This window comes from Rhodococcus sp. IEGM 1307, assembly GCF_030056915.1.
GTDB classification, from domain to species: Bacteria; Actinomycetota; Actinomycetes; order Mycobacteriales; family Mycobacteriaceae; genus Rhodococcus_F; species Rhodococcus_F opacus_D.
Genome location: NZ_JASHKW010000003.1, coordinates 272,018 through 298,830, shown reverse-complemented (window position 1 = coordinate 298,830; position 26,813 = coordinate 272,018). Strand labels below are relative to the sequence as shown.

The 26,813-nt window shown below is 67.6% G+C and carries 22 protein-coding genes; 10 read left to right on the top strand and 12 right to left on the bottom strand.

Annotated elements, in window-relative coordinates; genetic code table 11:
• Positions 1 to 81: 81 nt before the first annotated feature.
• The 6 genes from QM841_RS07605 to QM841_RS07580 form a co-directional block, all read right to left on the bottom strand.
• A complete protein-coding gene (locus QM841_RS07605) occupies positions 82 to 879 on the bottom strand; it encodes an IclR family transcriptional regulator (protein ID WP_164059190.1) in 798 nt (265 codons plus the stop codon).
• A gap of 72 nt (positions 880 to 951) precedes the next feature.
• The gene (locus QM841_RS07600) at positions 952 to 2,112 is read right to left on the bottom strand and encodes an enolase C-terminal domain-like protein (RefSeq protein ID WP_283331490.1); all 1,161 of its coding nucleotides are present in this window, start codon (positions 2,110 to 2,112) and stop codon (positions 952 to 954) included.
• A 27-nt stretch (positions 2,113 to 2,139) separates the two neighbouring features.
• Positions 2,140 to 3,462 carry an ABC transporter substrate-binding protein gene (locus tag QM841_RS07595; protein WP_241961812.1) on the bottom strand — a complete coding sequence of 441 codons (1,323 nt, stop codon included), beginning with the start codon at positions 3,460 to 3,462 and terminating at the stop codon, positions 2,140 to 2,142.
• 26 nt (positions 3,463 to 3,488) lie between these two features.
• Positions 3,489 to 4,370: a carbohydrate ABC transporter permease gene (locus QM841_RS07590; RefSeq protein ID WP_283331489.1), complete on the bottom strand. Its 882-nt coding sequence runs from the start codon at positions 4,368 to 4,370 to the stop codon at positions 3,489 to 3,491.
• 5 nt (positions 4,371 to 4,375) lie between these two features.
• Positions 4,376 to 5,335 (bottom strand): carbohydrate ABC transporter permease, encoded by a 960-nt coding sequence (locus QM841_RS07585; protein ID WP_105413292.1) that lies wholly within the window; start codon positions 5,333 to 5,335, stop codon positions 4,376 to 4,378.
• A 269-nt stretch (positions 5,336 to 5,604) separates the two neighbouring features.
• Positions 5,605 to 6,690 carry a hypothetical protein gene (locus tag QM841_RS07580; protein ID WP_283331488.1) on the bottom strand — a complete coding sequence of 362 codons (1,086 nt, stop codon included), beginning with the start codon at positions 6,688 to 6,690 and terminating at the stop codon, positions 5,605 to 5,607.
• A gap of 56 nt (positions 6,691 to 6,746) precedes the next feature.
• Between QM841_RS07580 and QM841_RS07575 the strand changes: the two genes are divergently transcribed.
• Positions 6,747 to 7,928, top strand: coding sequence for a hypothetical protein (locus tag QM841_RS07575; protein WP_283331487.1), 1,182 nt, complete (start codon positions 6,747 to 6,749; stop codon positions 7,926 to 7,928).
• Positions 7,929 to 7,974: 46 nt separating this feature from the next.
• On the opposite strand, the gene QM841_RS07570 is transcribed toward QM841_RS07575, so the two are convergent.
• The gene (locus QM841_RS07570; protein WP_283331486.1) at positions 7,975 to 8,799 is read right to left on the bottom strand and encodes an NAD-dependent epimerase/dehydratase family protein; all 825 of its coding nucleotides are present in this window, start codon (positions 8,797 to 8,799) and stop codon (positions 7,975 to 7,977) included.
• Between the two features lie 172 nt (positions 8,800 to 8,971).
• Here QM841_RS07570 and QM841_RS07565 point away from each other — a divergent pair, with 172 nt between their 5' ends.
• Together QM841_RS07565 and QM841_RS07560 are read left to right on the top strand one after the other, a co-directional pair.
• Positions 8,972 to 10,051, top strand: coding sequence for an ABC transporter ATP-binding protein (locus QM841_RS07565; RefSeq protein WP_283331485.1), 1,080 nt, complete (start codon positions 8,972 to 8,974; stop codon positions 10,049 to 10,051).
• A 52-nt stretch (positions 10,052 to 10,103) separates the two neighbouring features.
• Positions 10,104 to 11,009 carry a 5-dehydro-4-deoxyglucarate dehydratase gene (locus QM841_RS07560; protein ID WP_283331484.1) on the top strand — a complete coding sequence of 302 codons (906 nt, stop codon included), beginning with the start codon at positions 10,104 to 10,106 and terminating at the stop codon, positions 11,007 to 11,009.
• Positions 11,010 to 11,085: 76 nt separating this feature from the next.
• On the opposite strand, the gene QM841_RS07555 is transcribed toward QM841_RS07560, so the two are convergent.
• Complete coding sequence (locus QM841_RS07555; RefSeq protein WP_283331483.1) at positions 11,086 to 12,819, bottom strand: peptide chain release factor 3; 1,734 nt, start codon at positions 12,817 to 12,819, stop codon at positions 11,086 to 11,088.
• Between the two features lie 212 nt (positions 12,820 to 13,031).
• Between QM841_RS07555 and QM841_RS07550 the strand changes: the two genes are divergently transcribed.
• Positions 13,032 to 14,663, top strand: coding sequence for a fatty acyl-AMP ligase (locus QM841_RS07550; RefSeq protein WP_283331482.1), 1,632 nt, complete (start codon positions 13,032 to 13,034; stop codon positions 14,661 to 14,663).
• A gap of 65 nt (positions 14,664 to 14,728) precedes the next feature.
• Here the strand turns inward: QM841_RS07550 and pth are convergent, their stop codons facing one another.
• Complete coding sequence (gene pth, locus QM841_RS07545; protein ID WP_005238771.1) at positions 14,729 to 15,301, bottom strand: aminoacyl-tRNA hydrolase; 573 nt, start codon at positions 15,299 to 15,301, stop codon at positions 14,729 to 14,731.
• 108 nt (positions 15,302 to 15,409) lie between these two features.
• Positions 15,410 to 16,036: a 50S ribosomal protein L25/general stress protein Ctc gene (locus QM841_RS07540; protein WP_105413284.1), complete on the bottom strand. Its 627-nt coding sequence runs from the start codon at positions 16,034 to 16,036 to the stop codon at positions 15,410 to 15,412.
• Positions 16,037 to 16,369: 333 nt separating this feature from the next.
• On the opposite strand from QM841_RS07540, the gene QM841_RS07535 reads away from it, so the two are divergent.
• Positions 16,370 to 18,157, top strand: a complete 1,788-nt coding sequence (locus tag QM841_RS07535; protein WP_283331481.1) for a flavin-containing monooxygenase — start codon at positions 16,370 to 16,372, stop codon at positions 18,155 to 18,157.
• Complete coding sequence (locus tag QM841_RS07530; protein WP_283331480.1) at positions 18,154 to 19,404, top strand: GAF domain-containing protein; 1,251 nt, start codon at positions 18,154 to 18,156, stop codon at positions 19,402 to 19,404. The genes QM841_RS07535 and QM841_RS07530 overlap by 4 nt, the downstream gene beginning before the upstream one ends.
• A 6-nt stretch (positions 19,405 to 19,410) precedes the next feature.
• On the opposite strand, the gene QM841_RS07525 is transcribed toward QM841_RS07530, so the two are convergent.
• A complete protein-coding gene (locus QM841_RS07525; protein WP_283331479.1) occupies positions 19,411 to 20,883 on the bottom strand; it encodes an FAD-dependent oxidoreductase in 1,473 nt (490 codons plus the stop codon).
• A 299-nt stretch (positions 20,884 to 21,182) separates the two neighbouring features.
• The gene (locus QM841_RS07520; RefSeq protein ID WP_283331478.1) at positions 21,183 to 22,358 is read right to left on the bottom strand and encodes an aminotransferase class V-fold PLP-dependent enzyme; all 1,176 of its coding nucleotides are present in this window, start codon (positions 22,356 to 22,358) and stop codon (positions 21,183 to 21,185) included.
• Positions 22,359 to 22,503: 145 nt separating this feature from the next.
• On the opposite strand from QM841_RS07520, the gene egtA reads away from it, so the two are divergent.
• From egtA to egtD, 4 genes are read left to right on the top strand one after another with little or no spacing between them, the layout of a single operon-like run.
• Complete coding sequence (egtA, locus tag QM841_RS07515; RefSeq protein WP_283331477.1) at positions 22,504 to 23,718, top strand: ergothioneine biosynthesis glutamate--cysteine ligase EgtA; 1,215 nt, start codon at positions 22,504 to 22,506, stop codon at positions 23,716 to 23,718.
• The gene (gene egtB / locus QM841_RS07510; protein WP_283331476.1) at positions 23,718 to 25,022 is read left to right on the top strand and encodes an ergothioneine biosynthesis protein EgtB; all 1,305 of its coding nucleotides are present in this window, start codon (positions 23,718 to 23,720) and stop codon (positions 25,020 to 25,022) included. Before egtA ends, egtB begins: the two co-directional genes overlap by 1 nt.
• Position 25,023: 1 nt before the next feature.
• Positions 25,024 to 25,770, top strand: coding sequence for an ergothioneine biosynthesis protein EgtC (gene egtC, locus QM841_RS07505; protein ID WP_283331475.1), 747 nt, complete (start codon positions 25,024 to 25,026; stop codon positions 25,768 to 25,770).
• Complete coding sequence (gene egtD, locus QM841_RS07500) at positions 25,767 to 26,741, top strand: L-histidine N(alpha)-methyltransferase (RefSeq protein ID WP_280781403.1); 975 nt, start codon at positions 25,767 to 25,769, stop codon at positions 26,739 to 26,741. The genes egtC and egtD overlap by 4 nt, the downstream gene beginning before the upstream one ends.
• Positions 26,742 to 26,813: the final 72 nt, after the last annotated feature.

Sequence of the window (26,813 nt, the reverse complement as noted above, 5' to 3'; positions counted from 1 at the left end):
GTACCGCGCAAAGCCCGTCAGTGTGCTCGATTCGACCTGAAAGCTACCAGGAGGGTCCGGCGAGCCGCACACCTCGACGGCTCACCGAACCCCTTCGGCCCTCAATTCCCGGGCCCACGCGGACGCGTGCTTCGTGAGCACGCCGGCGATCCGCTCCAGCTCACCCGGGTACGACGCGACCTCGGCGGGCATGGACACACTGAGGGCGTCGGTGGCGGGGATTCGGTAGGGCACGACGGTCGCGATGCACACCACGCCGACCGTCCCCTGTTCCCGTTCCAGGGCCCACCCGCGGTTGCGCACCTCGCCCAGTTCGGTGACGAGATCGTCGACGTCGACGATGGTGTTCTCGGTGAATCGTTCGAGTTTCGCGGGAAGCATCTCCCGGACCTCGCTGGTGGTGAGCTCGGCGAGGAGGGCCTGCCCGAGTGCGGTGACGTGGCACGGCAGCTTGCGGCCGACGCGGTGCATGCGCCGGACCTCGACCTTCGAACCGCGGCTGGCGAGATAGATGACGCTGGCCTCGTCGCGCCGCGCGAAGTGGACGGTATGACTGACCTCCGACCGGAGCGCCTCGAGCACCGCCGCCGCCCTCGACACGACCGAATCCTTGTCGAGGTACGACGTGCCTGCGAGCAGGGCGTGGGTGCCGATGCCGTAGCGCGACCCCGACTCGTCGGCTTCGATCCACCGCAGATCCTTGAGCGTGCGCAGGAGGGCGTGCAGGCTCGAGCGCGGATACTTGCACGCTTCCTGCAACTCGCCGAGGCTCATGCGCGTCGGCGATGCGGCGAGCGTCTCGAGGATGTGGATGGTGCGCTCGGCAGATTTGACCGGCTGGGTTTCCGGCGCTGCCCCACGCATGTCTTCTGTCACCATGAAGACACTATCTCTCATTCTGAACGCGATATCACCTACTGACCCGTGTTCGGTGCCGGCGACGTGGCGCATTCAGTACTCCGCGACGAGGTTGGCCGCGATGTACTCGAGATCGATGTCCTCGCCGAGGCCCGGTCTCTGCGGCATCGCCACCATGCCGTTCTCGTCGACGGGGTCGACGATGGAATTCAGGTGCGGCGGAACCCAGTCGTAATCCACGTGCGGGTGCAGCAGACCGCGCTCGTACCACTGGACGTTGTTGCCCGCTCCGACGAGCGCGAGGTTGGGGGCGCCGTTGCCGTGGATCTCGCACTCGAGTCCGAAACCCTCGGCCATGTGCATCGTCTTCAGGGCCGGTGTGATGCCACCACCGTTCATGGCCCCGACCCGCAGGATGTCGCACGCCTCGTTCGCTATCCAGTCGGCACGAGACCGGTGCCGGCCCGGCGTGGTCTCGGGTCCGATCAGCGGGGTGTCGATCTGGTCGGCGAGCCACTTGTACGACCGCAGCGAGAACTCGTCCATCGGCTCCTCGAACCAGTCGAACTTCAGCCGGTCCAGCTCGCGACCGAGCTTCAGCGCGTCGGTGCGCGAGTACCAGTGGTACCCGTCGAGCATCAGCGAAAAGTTCTCGCCGACGGCATCACGCACGGCGGCACACGCGTCGATGTCCCGGGTCAGATTCGGGGAGCCGGGCAGCGGGGGCATCCAGGTGTGCAGCTTGATGCCCTGGTAGCCCCGCTTCTTCAGCGCGACCGCGAAGTTCGCGTAATCCTCCGGGGTGGCGAGGCCGCCTTCGACGTCGTCGCCGCACATGGTGCTCGCGTACGCCTTGATCTCGGTGCGCGCACCGCCGAGCAGCTTCCACACCGGCGTGTCGAACTTGTTGCCTGCCAGGTCCCACAATGCCTGGTCCACGTAGCTGCAGCTGTGCTCGGGAAGTTCGACAGCCCGGGTGCGCTGACGAATCGCGAACTTCTTGTCCATTGCCTCGCGTGCCAGCGGATCGGAGCCGATCAGGACCGGCCGGAAGTGCTGCTCCACCTGATCCTGCCGAAGGTAGTTCGGCTTGCCCAGAACGTAACCGCTGACGCCCTCGGAGTCGGTGATCCGCAGGAGCGCCCCCGTTGCAGGCATGGACGGGCCGGGATGGCGATGACCGTACGAGTCGACCGAGGTGCGTGCCTCGGTCTTGAAAACCTGCACGGCGACTTCTGTGATCACGCTGGACATGATGATTCGCTTCCTGTTCGAAATCTTCTACTTGCCCTGGCGGGCGATGTACTTGGCCATGGAGCGATCGAGTTTCTCGGCGAAGTCGTCGGCGAAATCCTGTGCGCTGAGCTGCCCGATGAGCACCTTCTGCCACTGGCCGAGCATCTGCACCTGAACGATCTTCCCGAAGTCGGGGAGGTAGTCCGGAGGGGTGACCAGTACGGTTTCCGGGTCGTCCAGTGCCGCGAGCGCGGCCTGCACCGACGGCATGTTCGCGAACTCGGGAGCCGAACGCGCCGTCTTGTTGACCGGGATCTGTCCGACGCGCTCGTTCCAGTACGCCTGCGATTCCTGAGAGGTCATGAACTCGACGAACTTCCAGGCCGCGGCCTGATTCTTGCTGCTCTTGAACACGGTGTACGACGGGAACGGGTCCGTCATGACGGTGCGCTTGCCGTCCTCGTTACGCGGCAGCGCCACAGCTCCGGCCTTGTCGCCGAGTGCCTTCTCGTGGTTGCTCAGCGAGCCGAGGTTGTGCTGCATCATGGCCACCGAGCCGCCGCCGAAGCTCGCGACCATCTGCGGGAAGCCGTTGTTGACGTCGGCGGTCGGGGTGTCGACGTCGTAGAGCGCTGCGAAGCGTTCGATGGCGTCGACCATCTCGGGACGGTTCAGCGTCGACTCGCCGTCTTCGAAGAAGCTCTCGACGCCGGTGCTGGCGAACATGTACTGCAGCAGCGGGTAGATCGATCCGGCGCCACCGCGGATGGTGAATCCGTAACGGCCGTCGTCCTTGTCGGTCAGAGTCTGTGCGGCCTCGTAGAATTCGTCGTACGTGTCGGGGGGTTCGATCCCGGCTTCGGCGAACCAGTCGGCGCGGTACCAGAGGGTGGCGTTGTTGCTGGTGTAGGGCAGACCGTACAGGTGCTCGCCGCCACCGGATTCACGTGCCGACTCGAGAATTCCGGCGTCGTACTCGTTGTGCTGCGGTGACGCCGCCACGAAGTCGTCGAGTGAGATGACGGCGTTCTGGGCGACGAGCGGGGCCAGGTAGGCGGTCGAGACGATCCCGAGATCGGGCGCCGAACCGCCGGCGAGCGCGGTCTGGTACTTCTGCTGGGCGCTGTCCGACGGCAGGCCCACGTATTCGATGTCGATGCCGGGGTTGGCGGCCTCGAACCGCCGGATGAGCTCCTCGTACAGCGGAGTGCGGTCCGGACCGGCGTTGTTGTCCCAGAAGGTGAGCCGCGCGTTGTTCGGGTCGCCGAGTGCCCCGTCGGGCAGGGAGGTTTCGGAACTGCAGGAGGCGAGCACGAGCGTGGCCGCCGCGCCTATCAGGGTCGACCGCAGGAGCGTTCGCCGGTTCATGTGAGTCCTCTTTTCGAAAGTCATGATCAGCCCTTGACCGCACCGGCGCTCAGGCCCTGGACGAGGTACTTCTGGATGACGGCGAAGACGGCGACGACCGGCACCGCGGCGATCAGACCGCCCGCGGCGAGAACTCCGAAGTCGACGTTGTAGGAGCCGATGGTGTAGCTGAGTCCGACCGGCAGCGTGAACTTCTCCTGGCTGCTGATGAACATCAGGCCGAACAGGAAGTTGTTCCAGCTGCCGATGAAGGCGAACGATCCGACGGCGATCAGGCCGGGCCGCAGCAGCGGCAGCATGATGATGCGGAACGCGCGCAGGCGTGAGCAGCCGTCGACCATCGCGGCCTCTTCCAGCTCCACCGGGATCTGCGCGATGAAACCCGCCATGAGCATGGCGGCCAGGGGAAGCTGGAACACGGTGTCGGCGATGATGAGGCCGGTCAGGTTGTTGACGAGGTTCATCTCGCGGAACACCTGGAACAGGGGGATGAGCAGCATGGCGCCGGGCACGAACTGGCTGCACAGCAGTGCCATCACCAGCGGGATCTTGGCGCGGAACTTGAAGCGGGCCAACGCATATCCGGTGGCCAGTGCGACGAACGTGGTCAGGACGAGAGACAACGCGGCAACGATGAGGCTGTTCTTGAAGAAGAAGCTGAAGCCGAGGGTGTTCCACACGGTGTCGAAGTGCTCGAACGTGATGGGCCAGGGGAGCATCGAATTCGATCCGGCGGGCCGGAAGGCGAACACGATCATCCAGTAGAAGGGGACGAGAGTGAACAGCAGGTACAGCGCGAGCGGCAGTCCGACGCTGAACAAGCGGGGCTTCTTCTTGTGTGCGCGCAGCTTCCCGGTGGTGTCCGGCTCGGACAGCGCAACGGCGGGACGATCGGTGGTGGTGGTCACGACGGTCAGACCTTCTCACTGTTGAACTTGCTCAGGCGCAAGTAGAGGATCGAGCAGAACAGCAGGATCACGAATGCGACCGTGGTGAGTGCCGAGCCGTATCCGAAGTCCTGGGCAGTGGTTGCGAGCTGTGAGACGTACAGCGGCAGTGTGGTGGTGACGTCGGCCGGGCCGCCCGCCGTGAGGGTGTACAGCAGATCGACGTTGTTGAACTCCCACACACCGCGCAGCAGCGTCGACAGGATGATGACGGCTTTCAGGTGCGGGAGGGTGACGAAGCGGAACCGCTGCCAGCGGTTGGCGCCGTCCACGTTGGCCGCCTCGTACAGGTCCTTGGGTGCGCTCTGCAGCTCGGCCAGGATGAGGATGGCGAAGAACGGCACACCGCGCCACAGCTCTGCGACGCCCGTCGCCCAGAACGCGGTGTCCGGATCGGCGATGGGAGCGGCAGTGCCGTCGCCGATGCCCATGTTTCCGAGAAGCTTGAAGAGGCCGGTCGACGGGTTGTAGATCAGCAGCCAGATGCCGGTGGTGAGAACGCCGGACACCGCCCAGGGGGAGAACACGAGGGCGCGTGCCAGGCCGCGGCCCCGGAACACCTCGTTGACCAGCAAGGCCAGTCCGAGTCCGAGGATCAACTGGAACACGACCTGGAATCCGACCCACTTCGCGGTGGTGACCAGGCTGGTCCAGAAGAGGGAGTCGGCGAACATCAGCCGGAAGTTGTCGAGGCCGGCGAAACCGTTGTCCCACGGCGTCGTCGGGTTGTAGTACTGCAGGCTGTAGTAGAAGACGCTGCCGACCGGGTAGAAGATGAAGACGGCCAGCAGGATGACCACCGGTGCGATCAGGATGTAGGGGGCAGAGGCTCTGCGCCAGGCCGGTCTGCGACGAGTTCGACCGGGCGAGGCCTGTGCCGCCGGCGCGGACTGCCCTCCTGGCCGGAGGGAGGTGGTGGTGACCATGGTGCACGCTCCGAAGTTCGGTGCCGGTCGCGCCGGCGGGTCAGGGGATTGTGGCTACTGCTGCTGAGGCGAGATCACGGGGGTGGCTCGTCAGCGTGGAAGGTGATGGGAACGATGCGGCCTCCGACCTGCCCGAGGTACCCGGTGTGCGTGAGGGGTTCCGTTGGCGGCGTCTGCGCTTGCTCGTTCATGTATGTGAACTCACGTCCTCTATGTGAATTGTCGAACTCACTATGACGGCAGTCACAAGGTCTGTCAAGGGTGTTCGCCTAGACATTGCGGGCGAGCCACTGGGCGGCCCCGACCTGCATTCCGGCCGAAAACCGGTGTCCGCCTGCGAACCACTGCGTAGTGAGCGCCCCGGACCCCTCGTACGCCCGCCGCAGCACGGCCTCGGAGTCGCGCATTCCCCGCCGGCCGAAATGGGAGTCATCCAGCGCGAACTGAACCAGCAGCGGCCGTGGCGCCTGGCATGCGGCGATCTCGGGCCAGTCGCACACCGCCGGCAGGCCCGGAGTGATCATCAGCCACGTCGTATCGTCTGCTCTGCCGTCCGCGACATCCGCGAAAGTGCTCATCATCGCGGTGATCACCCCCGCTCGCAGGCGTGTCGAACACGCCAGCAGATGTGCGACGCGAGCGCCGCCGCCCGAGAATCCCGCGGCGGCGACCCGGTACGGATCGACACCGTCCGTCGCGAGGAGCACGTTCAGCGCCCGAAGGTCCTCGGCGACGACAGTGCCGGCGAGCGAGGTGCCCGTCAGGGCGGCGGTTTTGGCGAGGCCGTGTTCGTGCTCGCGCGCTGCCGCGTCGTATCGGCGCCGTCGGATCTCGGGAGTGTCCGGGCTGGGCGGGAATGCGGCGTATCCCGCTGCTGTGGCTCGGTCCGGTAGTTCCGGCCAGGGCACCCGCCTGCTGCCCCAGGGGAACACGTCGTGGACGAGGACGACGAAGCCCGCGTGCACGAGTCCTGTTGCGACCGACCTGCCTTCGTACCCGCGGGTCCGGAGTTCGGGGACACCCGGTGAGGCTCCGTCGGGACCGTCGGCCACCTTTTCCTTGCCGTAGAACTTGACGCCGTCGTGTGCGTGCATCAGCAGGACTGCAGGGCGGGCCGCGATCTCGCCCCCGTGGTCGGGGCGGAGGAGCCAGCCCTCGGTGTCGGGGCCGTCGTCACCGGCCGCCCAGGTGAGTTCGCGACCGGCGACGCCGTGCCGAACCCACGACCTGCCGTACGTCACCTCGGGTGTGTCCGCCGCCGATTCGTCCGTCACGCCGAGTACTTCGCGAACGGCGTCGCGTCGCGCGCCGGCCGGGGTCGATCGTGGACAGCCGGCCGAACGATGTGTTCCCATGTGTGAACTCCGTCTTGTCTATCGAACTCTGTATTCGAACCGTTGAGGGGAACTGCATGTCCGGAAGAACTGTCGATCGCATCGTCGCGCACGCGTATCCGTGGGACGTGCTCGGTGATCCGCACTTCGTCGACCGAGCGCGCGCGCTCGGAGTCACCGAGATCTCGCTCGCCGCCAGCTATCACTCGACCCGCGCGGCAACCCCGTTGCATCCGGCCCACAAGGTGGTCGACGCGCATCACGCCGCGCTGTACCGGCCCATCCGGCCTGCCGCGTGGGACGGGCACGCGGTCACGGCCAGGGCGGCGACGTGGGGCGGATCCGAGGATGCGTTCGCCGATGCGGCTCGCATCCTGATCGATGCGGGCATCCGCGTGAACGCGTGGATCGTGCTGTCCCACAGCACCGTTCTGGGGCAGGCGCATCCCGACGTCACCGTCGTGAACTGCTTCGGCGACCGCTACCCGTACGCGCTCGCGCCAGGGCACCCGGACATCGTCCGCTACGCCCGCACCCTCGCGGCGGAGGCGGTCCGTGGTGTCGACCTGCACGGCGTGTCGATCGAAGCGTGCGGACAGCTGGGGATCGCCCACGTCGGCCCACACGAGAAGACCGATGGCGCATTTCCGGGCATCGGCGACAGTTTGATGTCGATCAGCTGCACCGAACGGGAACGCGCACTGTGGGCGGAGCGGGGCGTCGCTCCGGACAAGATGATCGCGAAGCTGCGTTCCGGCGTGGATGCGCTGTCCAGGGGAACGCTCGCTCCGGACGCCCCGATCACCGACGTCCTCGGCGAGGCGGAGGCCGACGCGGTGCTGTCCGTGCGCCACGCGGACGCCGACGCACTCCGGGGTGCGGTGCTCGGCGCCGTGCGTGCGGAGATCCCGGCGGCCCGCGTCACGCTGCACTGCCATCCGAATCCCTGGAAGACCGGGCCGTCGCCTGCGCTGACCCCGGCTGCGTCGGGAGACGTCGACGCCGTGCTCGTCTCGGCCTGGCCGGGGACGGCCGAAACCGTCGCCGTCACGAAGGACACCCGCGCGATCGTCGGAGAGGCCGTCGACGTCGGCGCCTACGTGTCGGTGCTGCCGCCGAAGAATCTCGACGACGTGAGCAGCCACGTCGCGGCCACGGTCGCGGCCGGAGCCAATGAGCTGCACCTCTATCACCTCGGGCTGGTCAACAAGGTGCAGCTCGACGCGTTGGGGCGCATCGTCCGCGAGAACGCCCTCTGACGCGTCCGGGGCGGGCACCACCGCTGGTGCCCGCCCCGGCGCGACATCAGCGCATCCGTTGTCCGAGCGGGTGGTCGCAGAACGCGCCGCCGACACGCTGGAGGATCGGGTCGTCGAACGTCCATTCGTGATCGGCCAGGAACTCGTCGGCGAACACCTCCGCGTCGTCCTGCGGCTCGTACCCGATGGCTGCGCCCTCCGCTGCGGACCACCAGCTGCGGGTGTTCCGCGAGATACCCCACACGGTGTGAAAACCCTTGGCGGAGTCGGACAGTGCGGCCTCGATCAGACGAGCGGTGTCGGCAGGCGACATCCAGGAGGCGAGCCCGCGGTAGTTGGGCGGCCGGTCGAAGCTCGAGCCGATCCGCAGGTTGACGACGTCGATGCCGAAACGATCGTGGTACAGCCGGCCGAGCGCCTCGACTGCCGCCTTGCTCCAGCCGTAGAACCCGTCCGGACGCGGCGAGACATCGCCGGGCAGCGGGTTGGAGCCGGCTTCCTCGTGCGTCCAGAAGCCGACGGCGTGGTTGCTCGACGCCGCGATCACGCGCGTCACGCCGTGGGCGACGGCGGCCTCGAACACCGCCTGGGTGCCGTCCACGTTGACGGACAGAATGTTCTCCCACGAGTCCTCGGTGCTGAGTCCGCCCAGGTGGAGCACGGCGTCGACGCCGTCGACCGCAGCGGCCACGGCCGCGCGGTCGGTGACCGAACCCTGGACGAACTCCTCGTGAGCGGGATCGATGTCGGTGATGTCGGCGATGTCGAACAGGCGCAGGGTGCGGCCGGGCTTGCGGAGCAAAGGTCGCAGCATCTTGCCCATGTTTCCTGCGGCGCCGGTGATCAGCAGACGCGAGGCGGTGTCGGTCATGTCTTCTAGTACCTCTCTGGGAGTAAGCCTTGTAATGCACATCACGGTAGTACATACTTCGAAACGAAGTCACTATCTTGACGAAGATTCACGTATGTGAACGAATCGTTCGCTTCACACTCCCACTCGGATCGTCCGGCACGTTCCTGCCGGTGAAGGGACCACCCACATCATGGCAACAGTCGCATTTCAGGGCGTCACCAAGTTGTTCCCCGGTGGCGACAAGGCCGCGGTCGATCACCTGGACCTCGACATCGAGGACGGCGAGTTCCTCGTCCTCGTCGGACCGTCCGGCTGCGGCAAGTCCACGTCCCTGCGCATGCTCGCGGGACTCGAAGACGTGGACCGGGGCACGATCGCCATCGGCGGCAACGATGTCACCGAGTTCCAGCCGAAGGACCGTGACATCGCCATGGTCTTCCAGAACTACGCTCTCTACCCGCACATGACGGTGGGCGAGAACATGGGCTTCGGCCTCCGCATCGCCGGTGAGGACAAGGCGGAGATCAAGCGTCGCGTCCAGGATGCCGCCAGGATCCTCGACCTCACCAAGTTCCTCGACCGCAAGCCCAAGGCCCTCTCGGGTGGTCAGCGGCAGCGAGTTGCCATGGGACGCGCCATCGTTCGCAAGCCGCAGGTGTTCCTGATGGACGAGCCCCTGTCCAACCTCGACGCCAAGCTGCGCGTGCAGACCCGCGCGCAGATCTCGGCGCTGCAGCGTCGTCTCGCCACCACCACCGTCTACGTGACCCACGATCAGGTCGAGGCCATGACGATGGGTGACCGCGTGGCCGTCCTGAAAGACGGAGTGCTCCAACAGTGCGACACACCGCGCCGCATGTACGAGCACCCGAACAACTTGTTCGTCGCCGGTTTCATCGGCTCGCCCGCGATGAACCTGCTCGAACTTCCCCTCGTCGACGGCGGGGTCAGCTTCGGTGGCTCCGTGGTCCCCGTCCCGCGTGGTGCGATTGCCGGCATCGGCGAAAGCTCGGTCACGCTCGGTGTGCGTCCGGAGGATCTCGTGATCACCACCGGTAGCGGACTCGACGTCACCATCGACGTCGTCGAAGAGCTCGGTGCCGACGCGTACGTCTACGGCCAGGCCGACATCCACGGGCGCAAGCAGCCCATCGTCGTTCGCGCCGACGGCCGCATCCCGCCGAAGCGCGGAGAGGTGATCACCCTGTCGTACGCGGCGGAGCGCACCCACCTGTTCTCCACCGTCACCGGTGACCGCCTCGTCGACTAGTCGAGACACAGACCTCCGACTCAAACCCGACCAATGATCCAAGGAGCCATCCATGCTTGACGGTGTTCTCTTCTTCCCTGTCACACCGTTCGACGGCAACGGCGACGTCGACCTTCCCGCACTGGCCCAGCACATCGAATCCGGTGTCGCGGCCGGACCGGGTGGAGTGTTTGCCGCGTGCGGGACCGGCGAGTTCCACGCGCTGTCCGCCGCCGAATTCCGGACCGTCGTGGAAACGGTGGTCACGGCCACGAATGGCCGTGTCCCGGTCTTCGCCGGCGCCGGCGGAGCCCTGCCCGTCGCGAAGGAATTCGTCGCCATCGCGGAGGACGCGGGAGCGGACGGCATCCTGCTCCTGCCGCCCTACCTCGTCGGCGCACCGGCCCAGGGCCTGGTGGAGTACGTGACGCAGGTGTCGGAGGCGAGCGACCTCCCGGTCATCGTGTACCACCGCGCGAACGGCCAGTTCACCGAGCAGAGTGCTCTCGCGGTCGCGCGACTGCCGAAGGTCGTCGGATTCAAGGACGGCGTCGGCGACCTCGACCTGACGTCGCGAATCGTGCGTACCCTGCGTGATTCTCTCGGCGACAAGGAATTCCAGTTCTTCAACGGCCTCCCGACCGCCGAGGTCTCGCAGCAGGCCTACCGGAGCATCGGCGTCACGCTCTATTCCTCCGCGACGTTCGCATTCGCACCCGATGTGTCTCTCGCCTACTACCGGGCGCTCGAGGAAGACGACACCGAGCTGGTCGACTCGCTGAACCGCGAGTTCTTCCATCCGCTGGTTCGGCTGCGTGACACCACCCCCGGGTACGCGGTCGCTCTGGTGAAGGCGGGCGTGACGTTCACCGGCCTCGACGCCGGCTCGGTGCGCGCGCCGCTCGTCGACGCCAGCGCCCAGCACCGGTACGAATTGGAGCAGATCGTGGCGGCGGGGCGGAAAGTGCTGGCGCAGTAGTGTCTTCGATCCATCGGCGGGGTGCGTATCCCGTCGATGGATCGAGGCTTCGAACGTACGTCAGCGCCTCGGGACGCTAGTCGGCGGCGGCCACGAGCGGCTCGAGCGTGAGGTCGGGCAGCTCCTTCTGGATGTACTGCAGGCGCCACTTGTCGCTGACCAAAGCCAGCATCACCCCGTCCGAGCGGGTGAACACCTCGACGCCGCGCTGACGGTTCAGCTCGTGGGCCGACTCGGCGTCGGTGCGCCGCGCCAACGCGTAGCCCAGGGGTTCCATTCGGGCCTCGACGTTGAACTCGGCCTTCATCCGCGCCGCGACCACCTCGAACTGCATCGGGCCGACGGCCGCCATGACCGGGGAGGCGTCGCCACGCAGGTCGTTGCGGAGGATCTGCACGACACCCTCGGAATCGAGCTGATCCACGGCCCGCCGGAACTGCTTGTACTTGCCCGCGCTCTCGGCCCGCAGGATGGAGAAGTGCTCCGGCGCGAACGACGGGATCGGCGGGAACTCCACCTTCTTCTCGAAGAACAGGGTGTGGCCGGGGGCGAGCGCGGTGGCGTTGACCAGTCCCACCACGTCGCCGGGGTACGCAGATTCCACGGTCGAACGCTCGCGACCGAACACGGTCTGCGCGTACTTCGTCGTGAACGGCTTGCCGGTCTGGGCGTGGGTGACCACCATGCCGCGCTCGAACACGCCCGACACGATGCGCATGAACGCCAGCCGGTCGCGGTGCGCGGTGTCCATGCCGGCCTGGACCTTGAAGACGACCGCGCTGAACGGGTCGGTGACCTCGCGAGGGGTGCCGGCGACGTCCTCCCGGGCGCGCGGCGGCGGCGCCAGCTCGACCAGCGTGTCGAGGATCTGGCGGACACCGAAGTTGAGCATCGCCGACGCGAAGATCACCGGCGACGTCTGGCCACCGAGGAACAGCTCCTGGTCGTGGTCCTGACCGGTGGCCGACAGCAGCTCGCTCTCCTCCGCGGCGGTCTCCCATTCGGAGCCCTCCTTCGCGAGGGCGGCGTCGGCATCCATGACCTCTTCGGGGGCGATCTTCGCGCCACCCGCGGTCCGCGTGAACCGGATGTACTCCCGCGGGGCACCGTCCTCGCCGCGCCGCAGCAGGCCCCGGAAGTCGCCGGCGATCCCGACGGGCCAGTACAGGGGAGTGGGGGTGAGACCGATGCGTTCCTGGATCTCGTCGAGAAGCTCGAGCGGCGTCTGGCCCGGCCGGTCCCACTTGTTGATGACCGTGATCACCGGGATTCCGCGGTGACGGCACACCTGGAACAGCTTCAGCGTCTGCGGTTCGAGACCCTTCGCGGCGTCGATCAGCATGACTGCGGCGTCGACCGCAGTCAGGACGCGGTACGTGTCCTCCGAGAAGTCGGAGTGGCCGGGAGTGTCCACCAGGTTGATCACGTTGTCGACGGGCTCGTCCACCGACGCCTCGGTGGAGCGGTAGTTGAACTGCAGGGCAGTGGAGCTGACCGAGATGCCGCGGGCCTTCTCCATCTCCATCCAGTCGGACACCGTCGACTTGCGGCCCGCCTTGCCGTGGACCGCGCCCGCTTCGGAGATGACCTTCGCGTGGAGCGCGAGAGCCTCCGTCAGCGTCGACTTACCGGCGTCGGGATGCGAGATCACGGCGAACGTGCGGCGACGCGACGCCTCCGCCCGGACACCCTTCTCGGATTTCCCCACCGGTGAGGCGGATGCCTCGGATTTCACTTCCGGTGAGCCGGATGTGGCGACAGGCGCCGCCTCGGCTGGAATGGTGTCGGCCGAGTCGGACGGGGTAGTCAACGAAGAACCTCTCGGGGGACGGGATGCGTGTAGGAAGGCCGTGTGGCCGCATACCAGGTTACTCGGGTGCCGAACACGAACGCGCAGCACAGTCACATCCAGGGAGGAGTAACGATCGGAGGCCGGTGAGGGATTTATATGGGTGAGTCGTCGGGGCGCTCCGGAGTTCACCGTTTCTGCGTTCGGACACCCGTATGTGCAGGAGGAAGACTGTGAGCAAGTTCACCGACGAGATGTACGCGACCGCGGCGAGCAGCACCCGTGGCCTCAACACGGGTGAGCCCGACGCGCCGTTGCGGCAGCCGTGGGGCGAGATCCACAAGGCCGCGCGCCGCATGGCGGGCGCGCTCGCCGAAGCGGGGATCGGCCACGGCGACGCCATCGGCATCCTCGCCGGTCAGCCCGTCGACATCGCGCCCTCCTGCCAGGGCACCTGGATGCGCGGGGCGTCCGTCACCATGCTGCATCAGCCGACGCCGCGCACGGACCTGGCCGTGTGGGCCAAGGACACCGAGACCGTCATCAACATGATTCAGGCGAAGGCCGTCATCCTCGGTGCGCCGTTCGACGCCGCCAAGCCGCTGCTGGAGGAGCGCGGCATCACCGTGGTCACGGTGGCCGAGCTGAACGAGGGCACGGAGATCGACCCGGTCGAGACGTTCGAGAGCGACATCGCGCTGCAGCAGCTCACGTCCGGTTCCACCGGTTCGCCCAAGGCCGTGCAGATCACGCACGAGAACTTCTACACCAACGCCTACGCCATGATCGACCGCATCAAGTTCTCCATCGAGGACGACGTGATGATCAGCTGGCTGCCCCTGTTCCACGACATGGGGATGGTCGGGTTCCTCAGCGTGCCGATGCAGGTCGGCGCGGAGGTCGTGAGCATCACCCCGATGGACTTCCTCCGCACGCCGCTGCTGTGGGCGGAGCTGATGGGCAAGTACAAGGGCACCGTGACGGCCGCCCCCAACTTCGCGTACTCGTTGCTCGCCCGCCGCCTCAAGCAGGCGGAGGACGGCGCCGTCGACCTCAGCACCGTCCGGTACATGTGGAACGGTGCCGAGCCCGTCGACCCCGAGACGATGAACAAGCTCGCCGAGGCGGGCGCCCGCTTCGGCCTGAACCCGTCGGCACTCGCCCCCGTCTACGGCATGGCCGAGACCACCCTCGCCGTCTCCATCCCGGATCCGGATCAGGGCCAGGTCCTCGACCTCGTCGACCCGGATCTCCTCGAGGCCATGCAGCGCGCCGTTCCGTCGAGCAAGCCGAACGCGCGTGGCCTCGCCACCCTCGGAAAGATGGTGCCGAACCTCGAGGGACGCGTCGTCGACAGCGAGGGTGAGCTGCTCCCGACCCGCGGTGTCGGCATCATCGAAGTCCGCGGCAAGGCGGTCACCCCCGGATACATCACGGTCGACGGCCACAAGCCCGCCCAGGACGCGGACGGCTGGCTGAACACCGGCGACGTCGGCTACTTCACCGAAGAGGGCCTCGTCGTCGTGTGCGGCCGCGTCAAGGACGTCATCATCATGGGCGGCCGCAACATCTATCCGACGGACATCGAGCGAGCTGCGGGGACCGTCGCCGGCGTGCGTCCCGGCAACGCGGTGGCCGTCCGCCTCGACGCGGGGCAGAAGCGGGAAAGTTTCGCGGTCGCGGTGGAGACCAACGACTACCAGGACCCCGAAGTGGTCAAGCGCATCGAGCACGAGGTCGTGCACGCCGTGTTCTCCGAGGTCGGAGTACGACCCCGCACCGTCGCAGTGCTCGGCCCCGGCAGCATCCCCAAGACGTCGTCGGGCAAACTCCGCCGCGCCACGTCGGCGAATCTGGTCCACTAGGCGCTCCGCGCCGTGCGCCTTTTTGGTAGCTGGGACAACCAGATTGGCGCACGGGCGCGAAGCGCCTAATGCAGGCGGTTCTGCGCTGCCTCGAGCCCGACGCGCAGGACCAGTTCGACGGCGTCGGCCGACTCTTCGCAGACCAGGTCGAGCTCCTTGCGTTCCACCGACGAGAACGGCTTCAGCACGTACGACGCCGGATCCATCCGTCCGGGGGGACGGCCGATCCCGACACGGGTGCGCAGGTAGTCCTTGGTGCCGAGTGCGCTCGAGATGGACCGCAGTCCGTTGTGCCCGCCCTCGCCGCCGCCCTGCTTGAGGCGAATGGTCCCGAAGTCGAGGTCGAGTTCGTCGTGGATGACCACGATGTTGCCCGGATCGACGGAGAAGAACCGGGCCAGGCCGGCAACGGCGGAACCGGACAGGTTCATGAACGACCGCGGCTTGGCGAGGATCGTCGGACGGCCCTCGAGTCGGCCCTGGACGATCTCGGCGCCGCTCTTCTTGTGCGCGCTGAACTTGCCACCCATGCGAGCGGACAGCACGCCGGCCACCATGAAGCCGACGTTGTGCCGGGTCTTCTCGTACTGCGGTCCCGGGTTGCCCAGGCCCACCACCAGAGCGGTGTCTTCACTCACCGACAGGGTCCTTCCATGCGTGAGGGGGTCGTGTCAGACGACAGCGGCGCGTCACCCCGGGACAATCCGGGACGACGCGCCGCCGACATCAGTGCGGTTGCGAGAGGATCAGCTCTCGGCGCCCTCTTCGGCCGGAGCCTCGGCGGTCTCGGCGGCGGCTTCGCCGGTCTCCTCTTCGAGGTCGGCAGCGGTCGGGGCTGCGACGACGTTGACGATGAGCAGTTCCTCGTCGGCCTGCAGGGTGGAACCCTTGGGCAGCTCGAGCTGGTTGGCCAGGATCTGGGTGCCGACCTCGAGGCCCTCGACCGAGACCTCGATCTGCTCGGGGATGTGCAGCGCGTCCGCTTCGAGGGAGATGGTGGCGGCGTCCTGCGCGACCAGGGTGCCGGCAGCGGCCTCACCGGTGACGACGACGGGAACGTCGACGGTGACCTTCTCGCCCTTCTTGATGACGAGGAGGTCGGCGTGCTCGATGTAGTTGCGGATCGGGTGAACCACGACCGACTTGGTGAGCGCGACCTGCTCCTTGCCCTCGATGTCGAGGGTCAGGATGGCGTTGGTGCCGTGCGCGCGCAGGATGGCGGCGAAGTCGCGGGACGGGACGTTCAGGTGGCGGGGGTCCTCACCGTGGCCGTACAGGACTGCGGGGACCTGGCCGTCGCGGCGCGCGCGGCGGGCGGCGCCCTTACCGAACTCGGTGCGCACGGCGGCTACGAGGCGATTTTCGTCAGACATGGTGAAACGGCTCCTACAACTCACGGTGGTAACTGGCGGGCGGTTCGAGTCGACGAGGGACGAACACGCGACGGCCAGGAGCGAAACGCTCGAGCAGAGCCGTCGCCGCGTCGATCACGGTGAGCCAGTCAATGGGAACTTCTGGTTCACCCTCGCCGAGACAACTTATGGAACTCTACCGGATGGCCCGCTGACCTGCTAATCGGGTGTCCTCGGGAGGCTGCGCGGCGCCGAGGTGGGGACAGTGCAATCCGATGCAACGCTGCCGCTCGGTCCTTGTGATCCGTATCACAGAGGTATCGAACTTCTCGATTCCCGACGACGGAGGACATCATGACCGCCACACTCGACTCACCCGTCGACACCGCCATTCCGCAGCCGGGTGACATCGCCCGGCGCTGGCTGGCCGGATTCGGTGCCGCCCTCGAACGAGGCGACGTGCGCGGGGCCGCCCAGCACTTCCTGGTCGACGGTTGGTGGCGCGACCTGCTGTCGTTCACCTGGGATCTGCACACCACGCACGGTCGCGCGGACATCGAGTCGCGCCTCGCGGATTCGGTTCCGGTGCACGAGCCGCGCCACCTCGTCCTGTCACCCGCGCACCCCGCCGAGGCGGTGGCCGATCCCGAGGGTGACTGGATACAGGCCTTCTTCACATTCGAGACGACCCTGGCCCGCAGCCGCGGTTTCGTTCGGCTGAGGCGCGACGACGACGGCGAGTGGCGTGCCTGGACGTTGATCAGCGCGATGGAGGAGATCAAGGGTCACGAGGAGAAGAAGGGGCATCGGCGGGTTCAGGGCACGAATCACGGCGCCCACCGCGGCAAGATCAACTGGCTCGACCGGCGAACCGCCAAGGGCGAGTTCGAGACCGAGCAGCCGGCGGTCGTGATCGTCGGCGCCGGCCAGGGTGGTCTCGCCCTCGCGGCCCGTCTGGGGCAGCTCGGAGTCGACACCCTGCTGGTGGAGCGAAACGACCGGATCGGTGACAGCTGGCGCAAGCGCTACCACTCGCTGGTCCTGCACGACCCGGTCTGGTACGACCACCTGCCGTACTTGAACTTCCCCGACCACTGGCCGGTGTTCACGCCCAAGGACAAGCTCGCGAACTGGTTCGAGTTCTACGCCGAAGCAATGGAACTCAACGTGTGGACGGGAACCGAGTTCACCGGCGGCAGCTATGACGACGCCACCGGCGAATGGACCGTGACCGTCGCCCGCGACGACGGCTCCACCCGCACGCTGCACCCCCGGCACGTCGTCCTCGCCACGGGAATGAGTGGGGTGCCGAACATTCCGCGGATCGCTGGCGCCGACACGTTCGAGGGAACCATCGAGCATTCGAGCTGGTTCGTTGGCGGCCGGGAGATGCAGGGCGAGAAGGCCCTCGTCGTCGGCTGCTGCAACTCGGGCCACGACATCGCCCAGGAACTCAACGAGCAGGGTGCGGATGTGACCATCCTGCAGCGCTCGTCCACGTATGTGATGAGCAGCAAGCACGGTATCCCCGGACTGTTCGGCGGCGTGTACGAGGAGGGCGGGCCCGCGGTGCAGGATGCCGACCTGATCTTCGCGTCGCTGCCGTACCCGTTGCTCGCGGGAATTCACGCGGGGGCGACGGAGGCCATCGCCGAGAAGGACGCGGAGATGCTCGACGGTCTGCGGAAGGCCGGATTCAAGGTCGATTTCGGCGAGGACGGCAGCGGCCTGTTCATGAAGTACCTGCGACGCGGCGGCGGCTACTACATCGACGTCGGCGCATCCGAGCTGATCGCGAGCGGCGAGGTGACGGTGAAGCAGGGAACCGAGATCGATCACTTCACCCCGGACGGGGTGGTGTTCGCCGACGGCACCGAGATGCCGGTGGACGTGGTGGTTCTCGCGACGGGATACAAGAACATGCGTGAGAGCGCCCGCAAGTTCCTCGGCGACGCGGTCGCGGACCGCTGCCAGGACGTGTGGGGCCTCGACGACGAGGGCGAGCTGCGCACGGTGTGGCGCCGGTCCGGTCATCCGGGTTTCTGGTTCATGGCCGGCAACCTGCATCAGTCCCGGCACTACTCGAAGTATCTGGCCTTCCAGATCAAGGCCCAGGAGGAAGGGTTGCAGCCGATCCGATGACGGACAGTGGTGTGGCTCACAGCGCCGGGGGTAGCCTCGGCCTTGTGAGCGCTGAACGTCCGACCGCAGACCGGCTGACCGCAGTGGCAAGCGGTGTGGATCTGCCGCGACATGCGCGGCTGCTCAGCCGGGTGCACGACGCCGTGCTGTCCGGGCAGCAGCCGCCCGCCCTTCCACGGGGCGTGGTGGCGCGGTCGTGGTCCCGTCTGCAGGCCGGCGGTGTGAGCCCGGACCTCTGCGCGGACGTGGAGCCCGCCGACTTCTCCGAGATCGAGGCGCGGCGCACCCGGACGGCGCTGCGAACCGTGCTCCCGGAACTGCGCAGCACGTTGACGCAGGTCGCGGACGATGCGAACTTCATCGTGGTCATCGCCGACGCCGACGGTGTCCTGTTGTGGCGGGAAGGTTCCCGCGGGGTCCGGAAAGCGGCTGATGCCCTGGGATTCACGGAGGGTGCGCGCTGGGCGGAGCAGGCGGTCGGGACCAACGCGATCGGCACGGCGCTGATCGAAGATGCTGCGGTGCAACTGTTTTCGGCCGAGCACTATGCCCCCTCGCATCACGGCTGGTCGTGCACCGGGTCGCCGGTTCACGATCCGCGCACCGGTGAGATTCTCGGCGTGGTCGACATCAGTGGGTCGGCGATGTCCATTCACCCGACCACGGTCGCGCTCGTCCGCACCGCGGTGCGTCTGGCCGAGGCGACGCTGTGGCGTGAGCACACGGCGCAACTGGACAAGCTGCGCGGCCGGGCGGCACCGTTGCTGGCGTCGGCGGGCGGTCCGGCGCTGGTCGTCGACAAGCAAGGGTGGGTCGCGGAGGCGAGTGGCATCGCGGCCCCGGAGCGGGTCGCGCCGCCGAGCCTGGACCGGCCACTGCTCGTCCCGGGGCTCGGGCTGTGCGTGCCCGAACCGCTCGGCGACGGCTGGCTGGTGCGCAGGCGCGTCGACGGGGCGGCCATCGAACTGGAACTCGACCTCGGTGACGCGCCGCACGTGACGGTCCGGGGCGACGTCAACTGGACGCGGGCGCTCTCGCCCCGGCACGCCCAGATCCTGCGGGTGCTGTCGGTCGCGGGACCGGCGGGTGTCGACGCCGCCTCGCTCAGCGAATCGTTGTTCGGCGACCGCGACCACGTGGTGGCGGTCCGCGCCGAGGTTTCGCGTCTGCGCAAGAGTCTCGGCGCGGTCCTGAGCACCCAGCCCTACCGGTTCGCGGCCGGCGTGACGGTCCGGCTCGTCGGGTAGGCCCGGTCATGCCTCCTTCGCGGCACTGATGCCGGCGCGGCGGCCGTAGAAGCTGCCGTCGCCGAGGGAGGTGCCGCTGGCGTAGCCGCCCGCGCACACGCCGGACGTGCACCGTCCCGCCGCGAAGAGGCCGGGGATCGGTTCGCCGGAGACGTGCAGTACCTCGGAGTTCACGGTCGTCCGCAGACCGCCGAGCGTGAAGCCGAGGGTGAACCCGCGCAGGTCGAGTGCCGCGACGGGGGTGCCGATCGGCTTCACCCACTCGGACTTCTTGTGCAGCAGCGGGTCCGATCCTTCCGCGGCGTGCGTGTTGTACACCTCGACGGTCGACTGCAGAGCGCCGGCGGGCAGGCCCATGTCCGATTCGAGTTCCTCGACGGTCTCCGCCGCCCACTTCGGTTGCACGCGCAGGAACGGCGTGGCCGTGGTGGCGGCCGCGCCCTCCTCGTACGACGCCTCGTCGATGATGAGGAACGCCTGGTTGTCCTGGTGGAACAGGGTCATCTGGCCGATCCGCCCGGAGTACGTGTCCTCCGGAACGTAGCGCTGCCCCCGGCCGTTGACCAGGATGCCGCGGACGATCAACTGGGGGTCGCAGACGAACGCGACCTCGGTGGCGTCCATGTGGGCGAGATCGGCGCCGAGGGCCTGCGCCATGAGGATCGACCGTCCGTCGTGCTCCTCGATGGCGGCGCCGGGGCGGCCGATCAGCCGCGGCGCGTGGGCCTCGATCATCTTGTCGTTGTAGGCGAAGCTGCCGGTGGCGAGGACGACGCCGCGGCGCGCCCGCACGGCCACCTCCTTGCCGTACTGCTTGGCGACGATCCCGACGACGCGACCGGTGTCGTCCGTGACGAGCGTCTGGACGCGCATGTCGTATTCGGCTCGGACCCCGAGCTTTTCGGCGGTCTCGACGAGCGGCTTCATCAGCATGTAGCCGCCACCCTTCTCGCCGGTCCTCTTGCCGTCCATCTGCGGAACGTGGCCGCGCGGTGCGGGAGTCGCGATCTCGTTGAAAGGCGCCGCGTTCTCGCCGCCCGAGTACATGAGTCCGTCGTCGAACGGCGGTTCCCAGCCGGGTTCGCCCCAGAAGCTCTCCTTGAACGGGACACCGCAGTCGACGAGCCAGTTGTAGTGCTCGACGCTGCCCTCGCAGTAGTCGGTGATCTTCTCCTCGTCGGTACCCGGGCCGAGCGCCGCCATCATGAACGTCTTCATGTTCTCGGGGGAGTCGTCGAACCCGCACGCCTTCTGCAGCGGCGTCCCTCCGCCGAGGTAGATGAAGCCGCCGGCGAGAGCGGCGGCACCGCCCCAGCCGCTGGTGCGTTCGAGGACCAGGACGTCGGCGCCGGCGCGCGCCGCCTCGATGGAGGCGGACACACCGGCGATGCCGTAACCCGCGACCACGACGTCGGCCTCGTAGTCCCACTCGGCGACCGTTGCTGCGGACCGGGGGCGGATCGGTGTGGCGTCGACCATGGGTGGAAGTCCTCTCGGGCGGTCACAGGTGTGGTGTGACGTGGGTTACCCTCAAACTGTAACCTGTTACAAAACCCGAATCGGTGGATCTCCCGGTCAGTGGGACGTCCCGTCCGGAGGTCGGCGAGGGCCCGGCTGTCCGGGCATGTCCGTCACGCCGGACAGCTCGTAGTGCAGCGTCGACGTGCGTGCCAGACGGTGCGCGAGATGCACGCCCGGGGTGCGGAAGTACGCCCGATCGCCCTCCCTGGTCCGTCATCGCGAAGTCCTGGTTCCCGGGTGAGTTCCAGCTCAGTGCGCTAGTTCGCGAGTGTCCGCACCTCCGCGAGGAACCGGTCGAGGTCGTCCGGGGAGCAGAAATAGTGCGGCGACGCCCGCACCACGGCGTCCAGTCCGCGGGCGCTCATGTCCAGCAGTGTCGATCCGCGCAGGCTGGCCGTGACGGTGACGTTGCGGGCAGCCAGCTGTTTCCGGACGTCGCCGGGATCGAACCCGTCGACGGTGAACGAGACGATTCCGCAGCGGCGGGCGCCGAGGTCGCGCACGGTGACACGGGGGATCGCCGCGAGCCCCGACCGGAGGTGCTCGGCCCCGGCCGTGACGGCCGCCTCGACGTCGTCCACCCCGAGGTCGAGGAGATAGTCGGCCGCCACCCCGAGCCCGAGGCGCGCGGCGACGTCGCATTCCCAGAATTCGAACCGGCTGGCATCGGTGGCGAGCCGGTACGCATCGGCGGCGGTCCACTCCGCGCTGTGCAGGTCGAGGGCGGCCGGCTCGAGGGTCGCGGCCAGTTCCGGCCGGACGTACAGGAAGCCGGTGCCCCGCGGTGCACGAAGCCATTTGCGGCCCGTGGCCGAGAGTGCGTCGACGCCCAGCTCGCTGACGTCGAGGGCGATCTGACCGACGGACTGACACGCGTCGAGCAGCACCAGCGCGCCGTGCGCGTGTGCCAGCTCCGTCACTTCACGGACGGGATTGACCAGGCCGCCGTTGGTGGGCACGTGCACGAGGGACACGAGACGGACCCGGTCGTCGAGCAGCGTTTCGAGGGCGGCGACGTCGATCTGGCCTGCGGGGTCGCTGGGGATCACGTCGACCGTCGCGCCCACGGATCGCGCCCGCTGCAGGACGGCGATGGCGTTGCTGGCGTACTCGACCTCCGAGATCAGCACACGGTCCCCGGCCCCGAGCGGAACGGCGTGGAAGAAGTCGTTCCAGGCGGTGGTGGCGCTGTCCACCAGGGCGATGCTGTCGGCGCTCGCCCCGATCAGCCGGCCCAGGGACGACTTCACGGCCGCGAGGTCGTCGGCCCGTTCGGCGGCCGCGACGTAGCCACCCACGTCGGCCTCCCGGCGCAGGTGCGCGAACACGGCGTCCAGGACCGGGGTCGGCGGAAGCGAGGAGCCTGCGCTGTCGAGGAACACCTTGTCGAGGCAGCCCGGGGTGTCCCGTCGCGCCTGCTCGAGGTCGAGCATGTCCGATACCTCCCTTTCGCGGTGACTGGACTCGAACGTACCCGTGCAGGTTCCTCGAAAAGTATGCCGTTGGGGCGTGCATCGACGGCCGAGGCGCTCTAATGTCGATAACGACGTTCAGGCGGCGCCCGAAGGGGAGGGTCGAATGGCTACTGCAGTTCAGTCCGTCGAGGCAACGTGTTTCACGTCGCGGCCGGCGGCGGAGGCGTACCTGGGTGGTGTGTGCTTCAAACTGGGGCCACCGCAGCTGATCGGCGCGGAATTGGAGTGGCTGACCGCGCAACTGCCGGAATACGTGCGCCCCGACCTCGCCGCTCTCGCCGAAGCTCTCGGGCCGCACACTCCCAGAACCATCGATCCCTCTTCTCCTGCTCAGCTCCTTCCCGGCGGCAGCGCCGTCACGGTCGAACCCGGCGGACAGATCGAACTGTCCAGCGCCCCCTATTACTCCGCACGCGAATTGTGCGACTATCTCGTCGCCGATCAGGCGGTTCTCGCGGACCTGCTGTCTTCCCGATCGATCCTCATGTCGTCCGAGGCCGCGGACACTCGCCGGCCCGCTCAACGTCTCCTCCAATCGCCGCGGTACTGCGCCATGGAATCCCGCTTCACCGGCATCGGGCCCTTCGGGAAACTGATGATGTGCAACACCGCCGCAACGCAGATCAGCGTGGACGCCGGGGCCGATCCGGTTGCGGTGGAGAAGCGGTGGCATCTGCTCCATGCCATCGGTCCCGCATTGATCGCGGCCTTCGCGTGTTCGCCGCGGCTCTACGGGGTGCCCGACGGGCAATGGGCGTCGCAGCGGATGCGAACGTGGCTCGAACTCGATTCGCCGCGCACCACCGGAACTCCGCACATCGCGGACTATGCAGGGTGGGTACTGGACGTGCCGTTGCTGTGCATCCGCAACGACGGAACGGATTGGACAGCGCCCGACGGTGCAACTTTCGCGGACTGGGTCGAGGGCGCACTGGACGACGTGATCGGTCGCCCGACGCCCGCCGACCTCGACTATCACCTCACCACCCTGTTTCCGCCCGTGCGCGCGGCCGGTCATCTCGAGGTGCGCTACCTCGACGCGCAACCGGGTGACCAGTGGCGGGTTCCCATCGCGGCGATCGACGCGCTGCTGTCGGGTCCGGGTGCCATGGCCGAGGCGCTCGACGCGGCGCTGCCCACCGCCGAACGCTGGCGGGACGCGGCCGAGTTCGGCCTGGCCGACCTCGAACTGCGCGCTGCGGCAACAGCTCTGCTGTCGCTGGCGGCGGCCTACTCGCCCGACCCCGAATTCGTCAGACTGCTCGATGCCGCCGCCGAACGATGTTGCCGGGGCCAGGCACCGAGCGAGGAACGCTGATGGGTACCCGCGAGAAGATCGAGACCGTGTTGACACGGGCGCGGGAGCGCACCGCGGGGTTGACGGACTGTGTGGACGGGGAGGACCTCGTTGCACAGCATTCCCCGTTGATGAGCCCGCTCGTGTGGGATCTCGCGCACATCGGCAATCAGGAAGAGTTGTGGCTCGTGCGGGACGTCGGAGGACGGGAACCGGTCCGCCGCGACATCGACGAGTTGTACGACGCATTCAAACATTCGAGGAACTCCCGGCCGTCCCTGCCGCTGCTGAACCCGGACGAGGCCAGGGAATACGTACGCACCGTTCGAGACAAGTCGTGGGACGTGCTCGACCGCAGCACGTTCCGGGGCCGGCCGCTCGAGGAGAACGGATTCGCGTTCGGCATGATCGCGCAGCACGAGCAGCAGCATGCCGAAACGATGCTCGCCACCCATCAACTGCGCACCGGCCCAGCTGTGCTGGCCGCGGAGAGCGCGCCGCGTGTCGGCGGGGCGATGGACGAGGACGAAGTGGTCATTCCCTCCGGCGAATTCACGATGGGAACGTCGGACGATCCGTGGGCGCTCGACAACGAGAGGTCCGCGCACCGCGTGCACGTTCCGGCGTTCGTGATCGACGCCGTCCCCGTCACCAACGGCCGCTACCTCGAGTTCATGGACGACGGAGGGTACGCGCGGCCCGAGTTGTGGAGTGAGCGGGGATGGGCGCACCGCCTCGAAGCCGGATTGGATGCTCCCCAGTTCTGGGAGAACGACGGTTGCGGAACCTGGTGGCGACGAAGGTTCGGGGTGACCGAGCCGATCCACCTCCAGGAACCGGTCGTGCACGTCTGCTTCTTCGAGGCCGAGGCCTTCGCACGCTGGGACGGCAAGAGACTTCCGACCGAAGCCGAATGGGAGAAGGCCGCGCGGTGGGACCCGTTCACCGGCCGGTCGCGCCGATTCCCTTGGGGTGACGCCGAACCCGACTCCTCGCTCGCCAACCTCGGGCAGCGTCACCTCGGTCCCGCGGTGGTCGGGGCATATCCGTCGGGGGCATCCCCGCTCGGCGTCCATCAGCTGATCGGCGACGTGTGGGAGTGGACGTCTTCGCCGTTCGAGCCCTACCCCGGGTTCTCGGCGTTCCCGTACCGCGAGTACTCGGAGGTGTTCTACGGCGGCGACTACCGCATGCTGCGCGGCGGTTCGTTCGGCACCGACCCGGTGGCGTGCCGTGGGACGTTCCGCAACTGGGACCACCCGATCCGGAGGCAGATCTTCTCCGGATTCCGCTGTGCTCGGGACCTTCCGGGGGACGACCGCTGAGATGTGCCGACACCTGGGCTATCTGGGACCGGAGCAGTCGGTGGGCGACCTCTTGAGTCGTGGCGAGAACTCGCTCCTGCGCCAGTCCTACGCGCCACGCGACATGAGAGGTGGCGGGACCGTCAACGCCGACGGATTCGGTGTGGGCTGGTGGGGATCGGACGGTTTCTCCCGCTACCGCAGTGCCCAGCCGCTCTGGTCCGACCCCGTCGTGCGAGAGACGTTGCCGAACATCTGCTCCCGCGCCGTGGTGGCCGCCGCACGGTCGGCGACGGTCGGGATGCCCGTGCAACACACGGCCTGTGCACCGTTCTCCGACGAGACCTGGGCCTTCAGTCACAACGGGGTGGTGCGCGGGTGGCCGGAGTCGCTCGGCGCGCTCGCCGCGGAACTCCCCGTGAGCGATCTGCTGCAACTCGAGGCACCGACCGACTCGGCAGCGTTGTGGCTTCTCCTGCGCCGGGCGCTCGGCGAGCAGGACCCCGAGAAGGCGATGAGTGCGCTCGTACAGGACGTCGTCGCCGCTGCCCCGAACTCGCGATTGAATCTGCTGCTCGGCAACGGCAGCGAACTGTGGGCCACCACCTGGCATCACTCGCTGTCGGCGCTCGTCGACGACGAGCGGGCCATCGTGATGTCCGAACCCTACGACGACAACCCCGCATGGCAATCGATTCCGGACCGTCACTTCGTCAGTGCACGCCCCGGACACTTGCTCGTCACCCCGCTCGAGATGGGAGCACGATGACCACCACACCGACCCTCGAGGTGTACCTGCAGCCCGAGCAGCTCAAGGCCGCTCTGCGCAAGGACGCCACCGTAGGGCTCACGTCGAACCCGAAATGGCTGCCTCCCAAATACTTCTACGACGCCCGCGGGAGCGAGCTGTTCGAGCAGATCACCGCGTTGCCCGAATACTTCCCGACGCGTACGGAACGGGAACTGCTCAGACGATATTCGGGGGAGATCGCCGAGGTCGCGGCGCCGGAGATTCTCGTGGAACTCGGATCCGGGTCTTCGGAGAAGACACGGCTCCTGCTGGGCGCCGGTACGCGGCACGGAAGTCTCCATACGTACGTGCCGCAGGACGTGTCGGTGTCCGCGCTCGAGGGTGCGGCGGAGCAGATCGGCGTGGAGTTCCCGAATCTGACCGTGCGCGGTGTCGTCAGCGACTTCACCGAGTCGCTGCACCACCTTCCACGCGGTGGGCGCCGCACGATCGCGTTCCTCGGTGGCACCCTCGGAAACATGGTTCCGGCCGAGCGTGCGGAGTTCCTCTCCGGAATCGCCGACGTCCTCGAACCGGGGGAGCACCTCCTCCTCGGTGTCGGACTGGTGATCGATCCCGCCGTCCTCGTCCCCGCATACGACGACGCCGCCGGGGTGACCGCCCAGTTCAACCGCAACGTCCTGCAGGTACTCAACACGCAGCTCGACGCCGACTTCCCGGTGGACGAGTTCCGGCACGTCGCGCTGTGGGACGCCGACAACGAATGGATCGAGATGCGGCTCGAGGCCGAGCGTGCGATGTCGATCCGCGTGGAGGAGCTGGATCTGGACGTGGAGTTCACCGCGGGTGAGCAGCTGCGGACGGAGATCTCGGCCAAGTTCACCCTCGACGGGATCCGACGGGAGTTGGCGGAGGCGGGATTCGACGTCGACCGCACCTGGACCGATCCCGACGACCGCTTCGCGCTGGTGTGCGCCGCGCGGAACTGACCGACAAGATCAACTTCGGGCACGATCGCGCTTATAGTGACCGCGTAGTGCGCAATCGACCCGAGGAGAACT

Coding starts and splice junctions, on each gene's coding strand:
- QM841_RS07605 (WP_164059190.1), bottom strand. CDS start 879: ATGGTGACAGAAGACATGCGTGGGGCAGCGCCGGAAACCCAGCCGGTC.
- QM841_RS07600 (WP_283331490.1), bottom strand. CDS start 2,112: ATGTCCAGCGTGATCACAGAAGTCGCCGTGCAGGTTTTCAAGACCGAG.
- QM841_RS07595 (WP_241961812.1), bottom strand. CDS start 3,462: ATGAACCGGCGAACGCTCCTGCGGTCGACCCTGATAGGCGCGGCGGCC.
- QM841_RS07585 (WP_105413292.1), bottom strand. CDS start 5,335: ATGGTCACCACCACCTCCCTCCGGCCAGGAGGGCAGTCCGCGCCGGCG.
- QM841_RS07580 (WP_283331488.1), bottom strand. CDS start 6,690: ATGGGAACACATCGTTCGGCCGGCTGTCCACGATCGACCCCGGCCGGC.
- QM841_RS07575 (WP_283331487.1), top strand. CDS start 6,747: ATGTCCGGAAGAACTGTCGATCGCATCGTCGCGCACGCGTATCCGTGG.
- QM841_RS07570 (WP_283331486.1), bottom strand. CDS start 8,799: ATGACCGACACCGCCTCGCGTCTGCTGATCACCGGCGCCGCAGGAAAC.
- QM841_RS07565 (WP_283331485.1), top strand. CDS start 8,972: ATGGCAACAGTCGCATTTCAGGGCGTCACCAAGTTGTTCCCCGGTGGC.
- QM841_RS07560 (WP_283331484.1), top strand. CDS start 10,104: ATGCTTGACGGTGTTCTCTTCTTCCCTGTCACACCGTTCGACGGCAAC.
- QM841_RS07540 (WP_105413284.1), bottom strand. CDS start 16,036: ATGTCTGACGAAAATCGCCTCGTAGCCGCCGTGCGCACCGAGTTCGGT.
- QM841_RS07535 (WP_283331481.1), top strand. CDS start 16,370: ATGACCGCCACACTCGACTCACCCGTCGACACCGCCATTCCGCAGCCG.
- QM841_RS07530 (WP_283331480.1), top strand. CDS start 18,154: ATGACGGACAGTGGTGTGGCTCACAGCGCCGGGGGTAGCCTCGGCCTT.
- QM841_RS07525 (WP_283331479.1), bottom strand. CDS start 20,883: ATGGTCGACGCCACACCGATCCGCCCCCGGTCCGCAGCAACGGTCGCC.
- QM841_RS07520 (WP_283331478.1), bottom strand. CDS start 22,358: ATGCTCGACCTCGAGCAGGCGCGACGGGACACCCCGGGCTGCCTCGAC.
- egtA (WP_283331477.1), top strand. CDS start 22,504: ATGGCTACTGCAGTTCAGTCCGTCGAGGCAACGTGTTTCACGTCGCGG.
- egtB (WP_283331476.1), top strand. CDS start 23,718: ATGGGTACCCGCGAGAAGATCGAGACCGTGTTGACACGGGCGCGGGAG.
- egtC (WP_283331475.1), top strand. CDS start 25,024: ATGTGCCGACACCTGGGCTATCTGGGACCGGAGCAGTCGGTGGGCGAC.
- egtD (WP_280781403.1), top strand. CDS start 25,767: ATGACCACCACACCGACCCTCGAGGTGTACCTGCAGCCCGAGCAGCTC.